A 16707-nucleotide genomic window follows, 5' to 3' on the forward strand; every position below is an offset into this window, starting at 1 on the left:
CCGGGGTGCGCATGGTCACGCCCCCGATGGAGCACGCCCCGCGTCGTCGATCAAGCCATCGTCGCGACGCAGGCGCCAGACCTGCGTCCGGCGGAGGATGACCGATGTCAGGAGCATCTGCAGCAACTTCACGGCCGCGGCCGTCAGCAGGATCATCACCGCCATCGCTGCCGCGGCGGCCGTGTCGCCGGTATCGTCCATCTCCACCACGGCGACGGAGGCGAGCTTGGTCGCCGGCGCATAGAGGAAGACCACCGCGCCGATCGTCGTCATGGCGTTGAGAAAGAAATAGGTCGCGATGTCGATCACCGTCGGTGCGCAGATCGGCAGGGTGACGCGCGAGAAGGTCTGCCAGAACGGCACGCCGAGCGCGGCAGCCGCCTCCTCGATCTCGTCGTCGATCTGTTTCAGCGCCGTCACCGCCATCAGATGCGGCACGGTGTAGTAATGCGCGATGGTGGACATGACGAGGATCGACAGTCCGCCATAGACGCCGTTCAGCGGGTTCGACGGGCTGTTGAAGAAGAAGATGTAGCCGAGGCCGAGCACGAGCCCCGGCACGGCCAGCGGCAGCACTGCGAGCGCACGATAGAGCGCGCGCGGCAGCGCCAGCCCGGGCCCCTTCTCGACCAGATAGGCGCCGCCGAAGGCGAAGACCGTGCCGATCAGCGCCGTCCAGGCAGCCATCGTCAGGCTGTTGCCGTAGGACGACCAGCCGGCCGCGTCATAGGCGGCGAAGTCATAGTTGCCGAGCGACAGGCTCAGATCATAGGGCCAGAACTTGACGAAGGAGGCAAAGAGCGCGGTGCCCACAAGGACGAGGATGAAGAGCGCGACCAGTCCCGCCGCCGCCAGCATCGCGAGGTCGAAGCCCCTGCGCTGCTCCGGCACCAGCACGACGGCTCGCACACTCAGCATCGATTTCTGCCGCCGCCGGACATAGAGATCCACGCCGAATGAGAGCACCGCCGGCAGCAGCAGCAGCACGCCGACGACCGCACCCATGCGGAAATTCTGCTGGCCGATGACCTGCTTGTAAATGTCGATCGAGAGCACGTTGAACTGGCCGCCGATGACCTTGGCCACGCCGAAATCGGTGACGGCGATGGTGAAGACGACGAAGACCGCGCTGATGAGGCCGAAGCGGGCGCCGGGCAGCGTGATCGTGCGGAACATCCGGCCGCGCGAAGCGCCCAGCATCTCCGCCGCCTCGTAGAGCCGCGCATCGGAGAGTGCGAGCGCCGTCGTCAGGATCAGCAGCGCATGCGGGAAGCAGTAGAAGACCTGCGCCACGACGATGCCGGACAGCCCGTAGATCGAGGCGCCGCCGAGCAGGTCCCTGAGGAAGCCCTGATTGCCGAAGAGATAGGTCAGCGCGATCGCCGGAAGCAGCGAGGGCGAGAGGACCGGCAGCAGCCCGATGCCCCGGAACAGCGGCTTCAACGGCATGCAGCTGCGCGACAACGCATAGGCATAGAGGAAAGCGAGCGAGACCGTGATCGTCGTCGTCAGTGCGCCGAGCAGCAGGCTGTTGCCGATCGAGCGGGTGAGCGAGGGATTGCCGAGATAGGCACTGAAATTGCCGAGGCCGACGAAGGCGCCGTTCTGATCCTCCAGGCTTTTGGAGAGGATGGCGCCGACCGGCAGCAGCACGAGGACGACGAGCGCTGCGAACAGCACGAGCGTCAGCATGAGCCGCAGCGCCGGTTCCGATATCGGCGGCGCCCGATGCCGCGTTACGACCGCCCTCTCCAGCATGACGTCACGCATCGCCGCCGCCCGGCAGGAGCTGCAGGCGTGTAGGGTCGAGCGTGATCCGCACTGCCGCGCCCGGCGCGATCGCCAGGTCGCGCATCTGGCGCGCCGCGACATCGGCGCTCAACACCACGCCGCCCCAGCCCGGAACGGCGAGGCGGAGCCGCGTGAAGGCGCCGAGGAACTCCACGCCCTCGACACGTGCCGCGGTGCCGCTGCCCGCATCCGAGACCTCGATATCCTCGGGCCTTACGCAGAGCCGCGCTGCACCCTCGCCTTGCGCCTCGGCGATCGTCGCCGTGGAGCCATGCGGCCTGAAGGCGCCGCCGGCGACCTGCCCCGGCACGAGGTTCATCTTGCCGACGAAGCTCGCCACGAAGAGCGAGGCGGGATGCCCGTAGATCTCGGCAGGCGTGCCGACCTGCTCGACGGTGCCGTGGTTCATCACCACGATCCGGTCGGCCATGGCCAGCGCCTCCTCCTGGTCATGCGTGACCATGATGGTGGTGATGCCGAGCCGGCGCTGCAGATCCTTGATCTGCTCGCGCAGATGGACGCGGACCTTGGCATCGAGCGCGCTCAGCGGCTCGTCGAGGAGTAGCAGCTTCGGGCTCGGAGCGAGCGCGCGCGCCAGCGCCACGCGCTGCTGCTGCCCGCCCGAAAGCTGGGAGGGAAACTTGCCGCCGATGTCCGGCAGGCCGACCATCTCGAGCAGCTCGGCGACGCGGGCCTCGGCCGCCCGGCCGGAGCCGTTCAGGCCATAGGCGACGTTCTGGCGGACGGTAAGGTTGGGAAACAGCGCGTAGGACTGGAACAGGATGCCGAAGCCGCGCTGCGCCGGCGAGAGCGCGGAGATGTCGCGGCCGCCCTGGCCGATCGTGCCGGCGCTCTGGCGCTCCAGCCCGGTGATGATGCGCAGCAGCGTCGACTTCCCGCAGCCCGAAGGCCCGAGGAAGCTGAGGAACTCGCCCTCATGGACGTCGAGGTCGATCGTCTTCAGCGCGACATAGCGGCCGAAGGTCTTGCCGAGGCCGCGAATGGCGAGCAGCAGCGCGGTCTGGCCGGAGGAAGAAACCATGGAATCGGCAATCCGGATGACATGAAACGGCCCGGCGCGCTCCCGCGGGATACGCGCCGGACGCTTGAGGTAAGGCGGCGAAGGATAGCCCTGGCTCAGTCGCTCTTGGGCTCGGACTTGCCGTCATAGCGCTTGACCCATTCGGCCGTCACGGCCTCGCGGTCGAGTGCGCTGGCGACGAGGTTCTGGTCGGCCATCGCGGCCTCGGCGCCCGGCGGATAGCCCTTCGGCGTGGCGAACTCGCCCGGATAGGCCACGATCGCCATGAACTTGTTGTACTGGTCGTTGGCGGCCTTGCTCACCGAGAAATCCGCCAGCGCCTGCGCGGCCTTGAGCTTCTTGGTGCCCTTGATGATCGCGGTGGCCTCGATGTCCCAGCCGACCTTGTCCTTCGGCAGGATGATGTCGATCGGCGCGCCCTTGGACTTGAGCTGGGGCGAGGTGATGTCGGTCGAGATGCCGATCACGTATTCGCCGGTCGCCGCCATCTTGCAGGGCTTGGAGCCGGAATGGGTGTAGAGCGCGACGTTCTCGTGCAGCCCGTCCATGAAGGACCAGGCCTTGTCGCCCATCGCCTGCTTCCAATGGTTCACCGCCATGTAGCCGGTGTGGCTGGAAGCCGGGTTCGGCATGGTGATCTGCCCCTTGTAGATCGGCTTGGCGAGATCGGCCCAGCTCTCCGGCGCCGGGATGTTGCGCTTCTTCGCCTCGACCGTGTTGAAGCAGATCAGGCTCATCCAGGTGTCCATGCCCGTCCAAGCAGGGGGATTGGCCGTGTCGCGGAAGCGCGGCTTCAGCTTGTCGTAATCCTTGGGCGCGTAGGGCTCGAGCATGCCGAGCTTGTCGAGACCGACGAGGTGCATCAGCGGCACGCCCCAGACGACGTCGGCGCGCGGATTGTCCTTCTCGGCGAGCAGGCGGGCCAGCACGATGCCGGGGCTGTCGCGCAGCCAGGCGATCTCGACATTGGGATGGGCCTTCTCGAAGGCCGCCTTGTAGGGAACGAGCTGTTCTTTCTCCAGCGCAGTGTAGACGGTGATCGTCTCCTTGCCGGACTGGGCCACGCCATAGCCGGTCGCGCCGGCGAGAATGGCGACCGAGAGTGCCCCGACGAGCGCCCTGCGAGATGCGGCGAGGATCGGGTCCAGCGGAATACGGCTCATGACTTTCCCCTTTTGGTGCTTGTTTGATCCGAGGCGACGCTAGTCACCGCTCAAAGGGGGCGGAACGCGCGATCGGGAAGGCAGCCATCGCGATCCGCGATGGATGCTGTGGCGGCTTGATGAGAAACGCCCTGCCATGCTGTAGGGCGGACCCGTTCAGCAGGGCCGCCATCGCCAACGCGTGAGGCCAAGAGCCATCGGGGAACACGAATCGAGGAAGCGCGGGGGCACCCTCGACGTGGGCTCGAGCGATTTCTTTTGAGTTCAATCTGTTGCGCCACCCATAAAAGAGTGGCGCGACCTACGGGAGTCGAACCCGTCTCCCCAGCGTGAAAGGCTGGTGTCCTAACCGATAGACGAAGGTCGCGGGCTTCCGAACCGCGGGCGGTTCGTGTCGAAGCGGGGCGAGGTATAGTGGCAGCTTCCCGGCTCCGCAAGCGCCAGTTTCCGGTTCCTGTGGTCAAACCACGGTACGGGCCAGAATCTCCCGTCCTGTCCGGTCAAGCCGGCTTGGCCAGGTCGAGCACGCGCAGTTCGGCGGTCTCGTTGCCGCCCCAGCGGTTGAGCGTCAGCGTCGCCGCGAGATGGACGGTCTCGCCACGAGCCGACAGGAGAGCGCGGCCGAGCGGCTCCTGTGCGACGCGAAAGGCGATGCCGCCGACCGTCGCGCCGTCGCCGCTCCTGAGCTTGATGCGGACATGGCCACCGCTGCCGATCTCGACTGCGTCGCTCAGGCGATGGGACGGAAAGACGAAGACCGGCTCGGGGCTGCCGGCGCCGAAGGGCCCTGCCCGCTCGATCTCCGTCAGCAGCCGGGGCGTGGCGCCGCCCGCACTGAGCGCGGCATCGACCCGCAGCGCCTCCGATTCGCTGGCCGTGCCGACCTCGGCCGCGAGACGCTCATTCAGGAAGGCATGGAACGCCTCGCCCTGCCCTGACGCCAGCGTGACGCCGGCCGCCATGGCGTGGCCGCCGCCCTTGATCGCGAGCCCGGCCTCGACGGCAGCGCGCACGGCGCGGCCGAGATCGACGCCGGCAATGGAACGGCCGGATCCGGTCGCACCGCCAGCGCCGTTGAGGGCGAGTGCGAAGGCCGGCCGGCGGAAGCGCTCCTTCAGCCGCGCGGCGACGAGGCCGACGATGCCGGGATGCCAGTCCGGCGAGGCGGCGAGCAGCACAGCCGTGCCTTCGTCCCGCATCAGCGCGTGATCAGCCTGGGAGGTCGCTTCCAGCACGGCCAGGCGCTCGATCTCCTGGCGCTCCTGGTTCAGGCGGTTGAGTTCGGCAGCAATGCCGCGCGACTCGATCTCGTCGGCGCTGAGCAGGAGCTTGGCGCCCAATGCCGCATCGCCGATGCGCCCGCCGGCATTGATGCGCGGACCGAGCAGGAAGCCGAGATGCCAGGGCTGGACCGGGCCGTCGAGGCCGGCGACGTCCATCAGGGCCGCCAGCCCCGGCCGGGCCCGTCCCCGCAGCATGGCGAGCCCCTGGCGCACGAAGGCACGGTTGAGGCCGCGCAGGGGCACGACATCGGCTACCGTCGCCAGCGCCACGAGGTCGAGCGACGCCAGCAGATCGGGCTCGGACCCACGCTGTGTCCAGACGCCCTGGCGGCGCAGTTCGGCGCGCGTCGCGACCAGAGCCAGGAAGACGACACCGGCTGCGCAGAGGTGGCCCAGCCCCGAGAGATCGTCCTGGCGGTTCGGATTGACCAGCGCCTCGACCTCCGGCAGCCGCTCCGGCGCCTGATGATGGTCGAGCACGACGACGTCGAGGCCGAGTCGCTTCGCCTCGGCGAGTGGCTCATGGCTGGTGGTGCCGCAATCGACGGTGACGAGCAGCGTCGCGCCTTCTGCGGCGAGCTGACGGATCGCCTCGCTGTTGGGGCCATAGCCCTCGATCAAGCGATCGGGAATGTGGATGCGCGCGCGGGCGCCCGCTTCCGCGAGGAAGCCCGCAAGGAGTGCCGAGGAGCAGGCGCCGTCGACATCATAGTCGCCGAAGATCGCGACCTGCTCGCGCCGCTCCACGGCGCGCGCGAGGCGGGCGGCTGCCGGCTGCATGTCGATCAACGTGCCGGGATCGGGCAGGAGGTCACGCAGCTTGGGCTCGAGATAGAGCGCCGCTTCGTTGGGTTCGACACCCCGCCCCGCCAGCAGGCGGGCGAGGATGTCCGGCATGCCCTCGAGCTGGGCCAGGGCCTCGGCCCGGCCGAGGCCGGCGGAATCGAGACGGTCACGCCACGGCCGGCCCAGCACCGAACGGGTGACGCCGAGAAAGGCGCGCGGGATTTCGAGACTCATGGCCAGAGGGCGTCGCCCAGGCGCACCCGTTCGTCAACCGTGCTGTTGAGGCATCAGCCTGGTTGGCTGCCGGCGAGATCGAGCGCCGAGCGGACGGCGACCGCATAGCCCTGCGCACCGAGCCCGGCGATGATCGCGGTCGCCACCATCGAAACATAGGAGCGGTGATAGATCGCCTCGCGGCGATGGATGTTGCTGATGTGCAGCTCGATGATCGGGCCCGGGAACATCTTGAGCGCGTCGAGGATCGCCATCGACGTGAAGGTGAAGGCGGCGGGGTTGATGACGATGGCGCGACCGCCGTCGATGGCCTCGTGGATCCAGTCGATCAGCTCATATTCGCGGTTCGACTGGCGGAATTCCAGCGGGGCGTCGCCCGCCGCCTCGCGGCACATCCCCTCGACCTGCGCGAGCGTCGTCGAGCCGTAGATGTGGGGCTCGCGCGTTCCGAGGCGGTTCAGGTTCGGGCCGTTCAGGACATAGATCGGCTTGGTCACGAGAGCACCTGTGATGTGTTCGGTCTAAGGCTGCGCCTATCCCTGGTAGCCCATCAGGCGCGGCAGCCAGAGGACGAGCTCCGGTATGAAGGTGATCAGTGCGAGCGCCCCGATCATCGCGAAGAGGAAGGGCATGCACTCGCGCACGATGTCCCTGAGCGGCACGCCGGTGATGTTGTTCATGATGAAGAGCAGCAGGCCGTAGGGCGGCGTGATCAGCCCGAGCATGATGTTGACGACGACAACGACGCCGAAATGCACCATGTCGATGCCGAGCGCCTTGGCGGTCGGGATGAAGACCGGCACGACGATGAGCAAGATCGCGGTGCCTTCGAGCAGGCAGCCGAGCACCAGCAGGATGGCGTTGACGAGGAGCAGGAAGCCGATCGGCGTCATGTTCCAGCCCGAGAGCACCACCTTCAGGCTTTCGGGAATGTTCTCGATCGTCACGACATAGTTGAACACCAGCGCGCCCGCGATGAGCATGCCGATCGAGGCCGTGGTGCGGGCGCTGTAGGCAAGCGAGGTATAGAAGGCGCGAAGCGACACGCTGCGATAGAGAAGCACCGAGATGGCCAGCGCATAGGCAGCGGCCACGGCCGCCGCCTCGGTGGGCGTGGTCGCCCCGCCATAGATGCCGCCGAGAAGGACGACGGGCATCATCAGGGCTGGAAAGGCGCGCCAGGTGATGCCGGGCCATTCGCGCAACGGGATCGGCGGCTCGACCGGGAAATCCCGCTTCCTCGCCGTGAAGCCGACAATGCCCATCTGCGCGCCGGCCATCAACAGCCCGGGTATGACACCGCCAAGGAAGAGGAAGCCGATCGAGGCGTCCGAGACCAACGCGTACAGCACCATCGGGATGGAGGGCGGGATGATCGGCCCGATCACCGAGGACGCGGCCGTCAGCGCCGCGGCAAAGCTCGGCGGGTACTTGCCGTCCTTTGTCATCATCGCCTGCATCATGCGTCCGGTCCCGGCCGCATCGGCGATGGCCGAACCCGACATGCCGGCGAAGATCACGCTCTGGACGATGTTGACCTGGGCGAGCCCGCCCCTGAACCGGCCGACGAGGGCATCGCAGAAGCGCAGGAGCCTCTCAGTCATCGAGCCGATATTCATCAGCTCGGCGGCGAGGATGAACAGCGGCACCGCCAAGATGACGTAGTTCGTGTACATGCCGTTGAGCAGTTGCTCGGCGGCGATGCTGAGGTCCTGCCCGGCCAGCAGCAGGTAGAAGATCGAGCCTGCGATCATGGCATGGCCGATCGGCAGACCGAGCAACGAGAGCGCCACGATCGCGATGATGCACAAGGAGAAGGGGCTGGTCATACGCCCGAGCTCGCCTTCGTCGGATCGAAATCCTGGGGGGCTTTGCCGCGCATCGCCTGCCAGCCGAGCCAGAGATAGCGGGCGATCGCTGCCACGGCGAAAGCGAGATAGATCGAATAGACCCAGTTGAACGGCAGCTTGAGATAGGCCGTGCGCTCCACCTTCATGAAGGCGACGTAATCGGCCATCGCCGGCAAGGAGAGCGTGTAGAGCACCACGAGCGCGACGGCGGTGATCACCGCCATCACCCTCCGCGCGCGGGGACCGACCGCGCCATAGATGATGTCGAAGCGGATCTCCTCGCTTTCGCGCGTGACGAAGGCCGAGCCGAACAGCACGATCCAGAGCCAGAGGATCACGCTGATCTCATGCGTCCAGCCAATCGGCAGGTTGAGCAGGTAGCGAAAGACGATCTGGACGATGAAGACCGCGAACATCGCGCCGAGCATCAGAACCAGGACGTTCTCGGCGCGGCGGGCCAACCACCCGCCGAGCCACTTCAAGCGATCCGTCACGCCGCAGCCCTCCCCGCGCCCCAAACGCCTCAGAGCGCGTTGATCTTGTCGACCAGACCCGGCTTCCAGCTCTTGGCGAGATCGGAGGCGAGATATTTCTTCTGGGCGAAGTCGCGGAAGGCGGCGACGTCAGGGACATAGACCTCGAGCCCCTGCTTCTTGAAGAAGTCGACCAGCTCCTTCTCCTTGTCGAGATGGGTCTTGGCGCTCCAGTCCATGGCCGCGTCGGCGGCGGCCTGGAAGGCGGCCTGCTTCTGTGGCGACATCGCCTTCCAGATCCGGTCGGTAACGCAGAGCAAATCGAAGCCGACGAGATGCGAGGTCAGCACGATCTGCGAGGAGACCTCGTAGAACTTCATGTTCTGGACGTTGGGCAGCGGATTGTCCTGGCCGTCGATCGCGCCGCTCTGCAGGCCGGTATAGACCTCGGCATAGGCCATCGGCGTCGGGTTGGCACCGAGCGACTGGCCGAGGAACTGCCAGGCATCGCCGCCCGGCATGCGTAGCTTGATGCCGGCCATGTCGGCGGGCGTGGTGATCTTCTTCTTCGGCTTCAGCCCGACCTGGCGGGCACCGAAATAGGTCGGCCCGAGAATCTTGATGTTGAGCTTGTCCTCGGCGACCTTCTTGAGATCGGCGCCGACATCGCTGGCGAAGACCTTCTTCAGATGGTCGGCGTCGCGGAACAGATAGGCCGAGGTCACGATCGACCATTCCGGAATCTGGTTCGAGATGTCCTGCGGCGCGATGTTCCCCATCTCGAGGTTGTTGCGCTGCATGGCGACCAGCTCGGTCCCCTGCTTGAAGAGGTTGCCGCCGTAGTAGGGCTGCAGGGTGAAGTCCTCTTTGATGGCGTCGCCGAAGCGCTTCATCATGTCGGCGCGGATGTCCTGCTCCGAAAACACCGCCGAGAAGCGCAGATTGGGCTTGGCCTGCGCAAAGGCGGCGCCGCTGAAACCGGCCGCCGCGGCGGCCGCGCCGCCAGCGATCAGAGCACGCCTATCGATTGAAATGGCCATGACGAACCTCCCCTGTGAGCGGACTGTGATGCCGCCTTGTGGGGCGCACTATTGCCGCGTGCCGGCGCAGGCGCAACATGGATTCTGAGTTTCATATGAGATTTTTGATTTTACCATATAAATTGATCTCAAGGGCGGTTTGGCTATGATGGCGGTTCGCCACGGCGAGCGCCGCCGCCGTGGCGAACACGCGATTCAAGGCCAGGTCATGCTCACCGTCACGCCCCCTGCCCCGTCCGTCGCCGAGACGGCCTATCGGCGCATTCGCTCCGACATCATCTTCGGGCGCCTCGCGCCGGGGCAGAAACTCAAACTGGAGGTGCTGCGTGAAGCCTATGGCGCCAGCGTCAGCACGCTGCGCGAGCTGCTCAACCGCCTGGCGTCGGAAGGGCTGATCGAGGCGGAGGGACAGAAGGGCTTCGTGGTCACGCCCGTCTCGGCCACGAACCTTCAGGAAATCGCGGCGATGCGCCTGCTGCTCGAAGGCCACGCGCTGGCGCAGTCCTTCGAGGCCGGCGATATGGAATGGGAAGGCCGCGTCGTCGCGGCGCATCACAAGCTCGCCGCGATGGAGCGGCGCATGCTTGCGCGAAGCGGCGCCGAGCCCGAGCTCTGGAAGCGCTATGACTGGGAGTTCCATCATGCGCTGATCTCGGCCTGCGGCTCGCAGGTGCTGCTGGAGACGCACGCGGCGATCTACGACAAATATCTGCGCTACCAGATGGTGGCGGTGATCTTCCGGGGTGCGATCGCGGCCGAGGAGCACCAGATGTTGCTGGATTGCGCATTGAAGCGCGACATCGCCGGCGCAACGGCGGTGCTGGCACGCCATGTCGATGGCTGCGTCGAGCACACGCTGGCCGGCGGGACGCTGCCGCAAGACCTCGCGGGCTGACACGCCGGCTCCGGCGCCTGGCCGAGACCGGAGCGCAGCCGCGCCTTGCAAACGCGCCTCTTCGCCTATCCCGTCAGGGACCGACCACGGTCCCTCGGGCGCGACCGCCCCAGACAGCGCAGGAACAGCCCGTCCCGACCACGCCGACATTGATCAACGCGCAGGTCCGTGCCGGCGTTGCGCAATAGCCGCCCGGCGAGGCGGCGACCCGCGTGGTGTAGACGGGGTAGCCGTAGGCCGGATAGCTATAGACATAGGGATCGGAATAATACGGCGCGGCCGCAGCAGCGCCGATGATCGTGCCGGCCGCCAGCCCCGCAGCCCCCCAGCCCCAGCCGGAATTCCAGCCGCGATAGTAGCCGGGATAGCCCCAACCACGACGCCAGCCCCAACCGGCGCGGACATAGGGTCGGTTCCAGCCGCCGCCGTACCAGCCTCCGCCACGCCAGCCGGCTCCGCGCCAGCCCGCACCACGCCAAGCCACGCCGCCACCGCGCCATGCTCCACCGCCATGCCATCCCCCGCCGCGCCACGCTCCGCCGCCCCAGCCGCCTCCGCCGGCACGGAAGCCCGCACCGCCGAAATGTCGCTGGGCGGAAGCTTCTTCGGCGGTGGCGATGAGGAGGGGAGTAACAGCTGCAGCAAGCAGAAGGACGTGACGCATGGCACACTCCTACGACGAGACCCTCGCAGGATAGCGCAAATTAACGTTACGGTAACGTCTTTTGACCGGGCACCCGACCGCCGAGCGCTTGAGGTCTTCCGAACAAGAATGGCCGGGACGAGCCCGGCCATTGCGTTTCAGACACCGTCCCTGGCGACCGCGGCCGCCGGCGTCTCAATCCAGCTTGAACTTCGAGAGTTCGCGGTGCTCGCCATAGATGCGGCGGACCGTGCCCGTGATCGAGCGATAGACGATGGTCTCCGTCTCGATGACGTCCTTGCCGAACTTCACGCCCGAGAGCAGCCCGCCATCGGTGACGCCGGTGGCGCAGACGATGACGTCGCCCGAGGCCATCTCCGACATGTCGTATTTCTTGTTGGGATCCTTGACACCCATCGTGGCGGCACGCTGGCGCTTCTCCTCGGTGTCGAGGATCAGGCGGCCTTGCATCTGGCCGCCGACGCAGCGCAGCGCCGCGGCGGCGAGCACGCCCTCAGGCGCGCCGCCGATGCCGAGATAGAGATCGATGCCGGTCTTCTCGGGCTGGGTGCAGAAGATCACGCCGGCGACGTCGCCATCGGTGATGAGGCGGATCGAGCAGCCGGTCTTGCGGACCTCCTCGATCAGCTTGGCATGGCGCGGGCGGTCCATGATCAGCGTCGAGATCTCGTGCGGCTTCACGCCCTTGGCCTTGGCCAGCGCATTGATGTTGTCGGCCGGGGAGGCATCGAGGTCGACCACGCCCTGCGGATAGCCCGGGCCGATCGCGATCTTGTCCATGTAGACGTCGGGCGCATAAAGCAGGCTGCCAGCGCCGGCCATCGCCATCACCGCGATCGAGCCCGGCATGTCCTTGGCGCAAAGCGTGGTGCCTTCGAGCGGATCGACCGCAATATGCACCTTCGGCCCCTGCTTGTTGCCGACCTTCTCGCCGATGAAGAGCATCGGCGCCTCGTCGCGCTCGCCCTCGCCGATGACGATCTCGCCGTCGATCGGCAGGCGGTTCAGTTCGCGCCGCATCGCGTCGACGGCCGCCTGGTCCGCGGCCTTCTCGTTGCCGTGGCCGCGCAGCCGGGCGGCAGAGACGGCGGCGCGCTCGGTAACGCGGACGAGTTCCATCGAGAGATAGCGCTCGATGATCTGGTCGGGGGAGATTTGGAGATCGACGGACATGAAACAGGGTCCCCTTGCAAAGACGTGGCTGGGCGAGGCGTGAAGCCTATTCCCGTTCGATACGGATGACTTGCGGCGGTTCGGCGACATGGCCGTCGGCTGAGACCTTTTCGAGAGCCGCCCGGATCGCCGCCTCGCTGGTGGCGTAGGTGATGAGCACGACCGGAACCGGCGCGCCGGAGCGGCCGCCCGGATCGCGGGTTGCCGCCTCGGGCGAACGCCGCTGCACGATGCTCTCCAGCGAGATGTCGGCCTCGGCCATGCGGGTCGCGATTGCAGCGGCAGCACCGGGCCGATCGGCGACGGCGAGGCGGATGTAATAACCGCCCTCATGGCGTTGCATCGGCGCTCGCTTCGCCTCCTCCAGACGCTCGACCGGCAGGCCGAACGGGAGACCGGCCGTCCCGCGCGCGACATCGGCGATGTCGGCGACGACGGCGGAAGCGGTCGGATCGCCACCGGCGCCAGGACCCACCAGCGTAATTTCGCGGACGGCGTCGGCATCGACACTGACCGCGTTGAGCACACCCATCACCTGCGCAATGGCGGAGGATTTCGGCACCATGGTCGGGTGGACGCGCTGCTCGATGCCGGTCTTGGTGCGTTCGGCGACGCCGAGCAGCTTGATGCGGTAGCCGAGTTCGTCGGCCATCCGGAGATCGAGCGGCGTGATCGCCGAAATGCCTTCGACATGAATCGCTTCGGCGTCGATCTTCGTGCCGAAGGAGAGGCTGGTCAGGATCGCGAGCTTGTGGGCGGTGTCGAAGCCCTCGACGTCGAATGTCGGGTCCGCTTCGGCGTATCCGAGGCGTTGCGCGTCCGCCAGGCAGGCCTCGAAGGTCAGCCCCTCCTGCTCCATCCGCGAGAGAATGTAGTTGCAGGTGCCGTTGAGGATGCCGGAGATGCGACTGACATTGTTGCCGGCCATTGCCTCTCGCAGTGTCTTCACGACCGGGATGCCGCCGGCCGAAGAGGCCTCAAAGGCGAGAGCCGCGCCCTTGCTTTCAGCCAGTTCCGCCAGTGCAACGCCATGAGCTGCGAGCAGAGCCTTGTTGGCGGTGACGACATGCTTGCCGGCCGAGAGCGCGGCCTCGACCGCCGCCTTGGCCGGACCGTCCGAGCCGCCCATCAGCTCGACCACGCAATCGACCTCGTCGGATTTCGCCAGCGCGACCGGATCATCGAACCAGGCCAGGCCGCCGAGATCGACGCCGCGGTCGCGCTTGCGGTCGCGGGCCGAGACGGCAACGACGCGGATCGCCCGGCCGCAGCGGGCCGCCAGCGCATTCTCCTGCCGTTGCAGGATCTTCAGCACCGAGGCCCCCACCGTTCCAAGACCGGCAAGGCCGATTCGCAGGGGCTGGGGGGCGGTTTGGGCGGTCGCGTTTGTCATGGGCGCGGGGTCGCATGGGGCGCGACACGAGTCAACGGAGCCCGACGCTCAGGGGCCAGCGAATTGTCGCCTGCGTTAGGCGCGCTCGGCTGAAACGACGAATGCGGCGAGGGCTCCTTCGATCGGGCCGGCCCCGAAGCGGCGCTCCAGTGCCCTTGCCACCGCCTCGGTCACGGCCATGAGCCCTGGCCCACCGCGCGCCTCGATCTCGCCGCGGATCGGCGTGCCCTGGCAGTAGCCCGTCGCGACATCCATCGCGGAAGCAGCGTGGGCGCGCTTCTCGACCCGCTCGATGATCGGCCTCGGGAAGCCGCCGGCCATCACATCGAGTTCGATGGTCCCGACATCATGATAGCCATGCGGCGTACGCTCGATGAAGCGCGGAGGATCGGACGGAAATGCCTCGACCAGCGCGTCCAGCAACACCGCCACGAAGTCGTTGGACGCGACCGCATCCCAGACATTGAACAGATAGCGCCCGCCGGGGCGCAGGACACGCCAGACCTCGCGATGGCTCTTCGGCTTGTCGGGGAAGAACATCACGCCGAACTGGCAGGCGGCAGCGTCGAAGCTCTCATCCGCGAAGGGCAGTTCGAGCGCATCAGCCTGATGCCAAGAGATCCTGTCATCGTCCGGCAGGCGGGTGGCGGCGAGGTCGAGCATCGGCTGGTTCAGGTCGGTCGCGACGAGGCTCGCCCCGTCGAGACGCTCCGCCATCGCGCGCGTCAGAGCGCCCGTGCCCGCCGCGAGCTCGAGAATCCGTTCGGGATTCGGGGCCATGACGCGGGCGGCCAGATCTTCTGCATAGGGCTGAAAGACCAGAGGAACGAGCAGCCGGTCATAGACCTGCGGAACGGGACCGGCGAAGACCTTGTCCGTCGCTTCCATGGCAGCACCTGTGGGAGCGCCCCCTGTGTCAGGATAGCCCAGCACGCGTTTGATCGAAACCGCCTTTTTCGGGCTTGCGGCGAGCCGGTCTCAGCCGAAGCGGCAGACCACCTCGGCCGCCAGCCGGCGCAACTTGCCATCCGCGAAAGTCAGATGGATGCGCAGCAGATTGGACCCGAAGGCTGTCGTCTTGATGGTGCGCAAAGCTTCGAGCGTGTCGCCCGTCCAAGTCGTCGCCGATTCCTTCGCCGGCGTCCAGAACCAGGGCCTGGGCGGCACGATGACTGCCGCATCCAGGATCTTCTCGGCCTGGGCCTGCGCGATGCCGGCCGGGAGATGGCGCGCGACGATCTCGGTCGCATCGCGGCCGCATTCGCGCGCCGTGGTTCCGGCCAGCACGTCGGCGATGAGAGGCGAATCCGTCTGCGGCACGCGGCCGCGCGAATAATCATAGGTCGTGACGAGGCAGATGAGCGCGAACAGGCCGACGCCGAGCCCGATCAGACGGCCTTTGCTGAACATTGCGCGCTGGAGCCCCACACCGGACGAGTCTGTCCGTGGCGTGGGGTTCCCATGTTTTCGGGGCGCGGTCCAGTGCGCTCAGCCGCGCAGGCGTCATTGCGAGGAGCGCAGCCCCTACCCTGCCTTCGGCATCTGGATGACGTTGTGCAGCCTGTCGTCCGCCGTCTTGAGGAAGCGGCCGATATTGCGGGCGGCCTGACGGATGCGCTGCTCGTTCTCGACGATGGCGATGCGAACATAGTCGTCGCCATGCTCGCCGAAGCCGATGCCCGGCGCGACGGCGACCTCGGCCTTCTCGATCAAGAGCTTCGAGAATTCAAGCGAGCCGAGATGGCGGAACTTCTCGGGGATCGGCACCCAGGCGAACATCGACGCGTTGGGAGCCGGAAATTCCCAGCCGGCCTTGCCGAAGCTCTCGACCAGAGCGTCGCGGCGCTTGCGGTAGATCTCGCGCATCTCGCGGATGCAGTCGTCGGGGCCGTTGAGGGCAGCCGCCGCCGCGACCTGGATCGGCGTGTAGGCACCGTAGTCGAGATAGGACTTAACCCGCGCGAGCGCTGCAAGCAGGCGCTCGTTGCCGACGGCAAAGCCCATGCGCCAGCCGGCCATCGAGAAGGTCTTCGACATCGAGGTGAACTCGACGGCGACATCGATCGCGCCCGGCACCTGCAGCATCGAGGGCGGCGGATCATTCTCGTCGAAATAGACCTCGGCATAGGCGAGGTCGGAAAGCAGGATCAGCTCATGCTTCTTCGCGAAGGCGACGAGGTCGCGGTAGAAATCGAGCGAAGCGGTGTAGGCGGTCGGGTTCGCTGGGTAGCAGGTCACGAGCGCGATCGGCTTGGGCACCGAATGCATCACCGCCCGCTCGAGCGCCGGGAACATCGCCGGCGTCGGCTCGGCCGGAACCGAGCGGATGACGCCGCCCGCCATCAGGAAGCCGAAGGCGTGGATCGGGTAGCTCGGATTCGGCACGAGCACGACGTCGCCCGGCCCGGTGATGGCCTGCGCCATGTTGGCGAAGCCCTCCTTCGAACCCAGCGTCGCGACGACCTGCGTCTCGGGATTGAGCTTCACGCCGAAGCGGCGCTCGTAATAGTTCGCCTGGGCGCGGCGCAGGCCGCCGATGCCCTTCGAGGCGGAGTAGCGATCCGTGCGCGGCTTGCCGGCGGTCTCGACCAGTTTCTCGATGACGTGCTTCGGAGCGGGCAGGTCCGGGTTGCCCATGCCGAGATCGATGATGTCGACGCCCTTGGCGCGTTCGGCTGCCTTAATCTTGTTGACCTGTTCGAAAACGTAAGGCGGCAGGCGCTTGATGCGATGAAAATCGGCCATTTCGAACAGTTCCTTCGCCGGATCCGGCAAAACTCAACGGTGCGCGGCGGGCTGCCGGCGGATGTGCGGCGGCTTTCCTCAAAGCACGCGATTCAGATCGTTGCGTCGTAGATGCCTCGCGCCGCATCTTTGGTCACGACAGGCAAAAAAACGCAAGATTCAATCAGCGCGAAAT

15 protein-coding genes and 1 tRNA gene are annotated in these 16707 nt (G+C 66.8%); 1 reads left to right on the top strand and 15 read right to left on the bottom strand.

All coding sequences use genetic code 11. The features are described 5' to 3' along the window. Nucleotides 1-15: 15 nt before the first annotated feature. The 9 genes from VGN82_RS16045 to dctP all read right to left on the bottom strand — a co-directional run bounded on the left by VGN82_RS16045 (nucleotide 16) and on the right by dctP (nucleotide 9662). The gene (locus tag VGN82_RS16045) at nucleotides 16-1770 is read right to left on the bottom strand and encodes a putative 2-aminoethylphosphonate ABC transporter permease subunit (RefSeq protein ID WP_327528044.1); all 1755 of its coding nucleotides are present in this window, start codon (nucleotides 1768-1770) and stop codon (nucleotides 16-18) included. Next, nucleotides 1763-2833, bottom strand: coding sequence for a putative 2-aminoethylphosphonate ABC transporter ATP-binding protein (locus VGN82_RS16050; RefSeq protein WP_327528045.1), 1071 nt, complete (start codon nucleotides 2831-2833; stop codon nucleotides 1763-1765). Before VGN82_RS16050 ends, VGN82_RS16045 begins: the two co-directional genes overlap by 8 nt. A gap of 95 nt (nucleotides 2834-2928) precedes the next feature. Continuing rightward, nucleotides 2929-3996 carry a putative 2-aminoethylphosphonate ABC transporter substrate-binding protein gene (locus tag VGN82_RS16055; protein WP_327528046.1) on the bottom strand — a complete coding sequence of 356 codons (1068 nt, stop codon included), beginning with the start codon at nucleotides 3994-3996 and terminating at the stop codon, nucleotides 2929-2931. 292 nt (nucleotides 3997-4288) lie between these two features. Beyond that, nucleotides 4289-4363, bottom strand: a tRNA-Glu gene (locus VGN82_RS16060). A 133-nt stretch (nucleotides 4364-4496) separates the two neighbouring features. Beyond that, the gene (gene recJ, locus VGN82_RS16065) at nucleotides 4497-6299 is read right to left on the bottom strand and encodes a single-stranded-DNA-specific exonuclease RecJ (protein ID WP_327528047.1); all 1803 of its coding nucleotides are present in this window, start codon (nucleotides 6297-6299) and stop codon (nucleotides 4497-4499) included. Nucleotides 6300-6352: 53 nt separating this feature from the next. Beyond that, nucleotides 6353-6796 (bottom strand): type II 3-dehydroquinate dehydratase, encoded by a 444-nt coding sequence (locus VGN82_RS16070; protein WP_327528048.1) that lies wholly within the window; start codon nucleotides 6794-6796, stop codon nucleotides 6353-6355. Nucleotides 6797-6832: 36 nt separating this feature from the next. Next, on the bottom strand, nucleotides 6833-8128 hold the full coding sequence (locus VGN82_RS16075; protein ID WP_327528049.1) for a TRAP transporter large permease: 1296 nt from the start codon (nucleotides 8126-8128) through the stop codon (nucleotides 6833-6835). Next, nucleotides 8125-8643, bottom strand: coding sequence for a TRAP transporter small permease (locus tag VGN82_RS16080; RefSeq protein WP_327528050.1), 519 nt, complete (start codon nucleotides 8641-8643; stop codon nucleotides 8125-8127). Before VGN82_RS16080 ends, VGN82_RS16075 begins: the two co-directional genes overlap by 4 nt. A gap of 29 nt (nucleotides 8644-8672) precedes the next feature. Then, the gene (gene dctP / locus VGN82_RS16085) at nucleotides 8673-9662 is read right to left on the bottom strand and encodes a TRAP transporter substrate-binding protein DctP (RefSeq protein ID WP_327528051.1); all 990 of its coding nucleotides are present in this window, start codon (nucleotides 9660-9662) and stop codon (nucleotides 8673-8675) included. A 208-nt stretch (nucleotides 9663-9870) separates the two neighbouring features. Here dctP and VGN82_RS16090 point away from each other — a divergent pair, with 208 nt between their 5' ends. Then, nucleotides 9871-10557 (top strand): GntR family transcriptional regulator, encoded by a 687-nt coding sequence (locus VGN82_RS16090; protein WP_327528052.1) that lies wholly within the window; start codon nucleotides 9871-9873, stop codon nucleotides 10555-10557. A gap of 73 nt (nucleotides 10558-10630) precedes the next feature. Here the strand turns inward: VGN82_RS16090 and VGN82_RS16095 are convergent, their stop codons facing one another. The 6 genes from VGN82_RS16095 to VGN82_RS16120 form a co-directional block, all read right to left on the bottom strand. Continuing rightward, nucleotides 10631-11221, bottom strand: a complete 591-nt coding sequence (locus VGN82_RS16095; RefSeq protein ID WP_327528053.1) for a hypothetical protein — start codon at nucleotides 11219-11221, stop codon at nucleotides 10631-10633. A 174-nt stretch (nucleotides 11222-11395) separates the two neighbouring features. Continuing rightward, entirely contained in the window at nucleotides 11396-12394 is a 999-nt protein-coding gene (gene glpX / locus VGN82_RS16100; protein ID WP_327528054.1) for a class II fructose-bisphosphatase, read from the bottom strand. A gap of 46 nt (nucleotides 12395-12440) precedes the next feature. Then, nucleotides 12441-13787, bottom strand: coding sequence for a homoserine dehydrogenase (locus VGN82_RS16105; RefSeq protein ID WP_327528055.1), 1347 nt, complete (start codon nucleotides 13785-13787; stop codon nucleotides 12441-12443). A 75-nt stretch (nucleotides 13788-13862) separates the two neighbouring features. Continuing rightward, complete coding sequence (locus VGN82_RS16110; RefSeq protein WP_327528056.1) at nucleotides 13863-14675, bottom strand: class I SAM-dependent methyltransferase; 813 nt, start codon at nucleotides 14673-14675, stop codon at nucleotides 13863-13865. Nucleotides 14676-14765: 90 nt separating this feature from the next. Continuing rightward, nucleotides 14766-15197 (bottom strand): hypothetical protein, encoded by a 432-nt coding sequence (locus VGN82_RS16115; protein ID WP_327528057.1) that lies wholly within the window; start codon nucleotides 15195-15197, stop codon nucleotides 14766-14768. 114 nt (nucleotides 15198-15311) lie between these two features. Next, a complete protein-coding gene (locus VGN82_RS16120) occupies nucleotides 15312-16532 on the bottom strand; it encodes an LL-diaminopimelate aminotransferase (RefSeq protein ID WP_327528058.1) in 1221 nt (406 codons plus the stop codon). Nucleotides 16533-16707 lie beyond the last annotated feature (175 nt).

This window comes from Allobosea sp. (assembly GCF_035999205.1).
Taxonomy (GTDB): Bacteria; Pseudomonadota; Alphaproteobacteria; order Rhizobiales; family Beijerinckiaceae; genus Allobosea.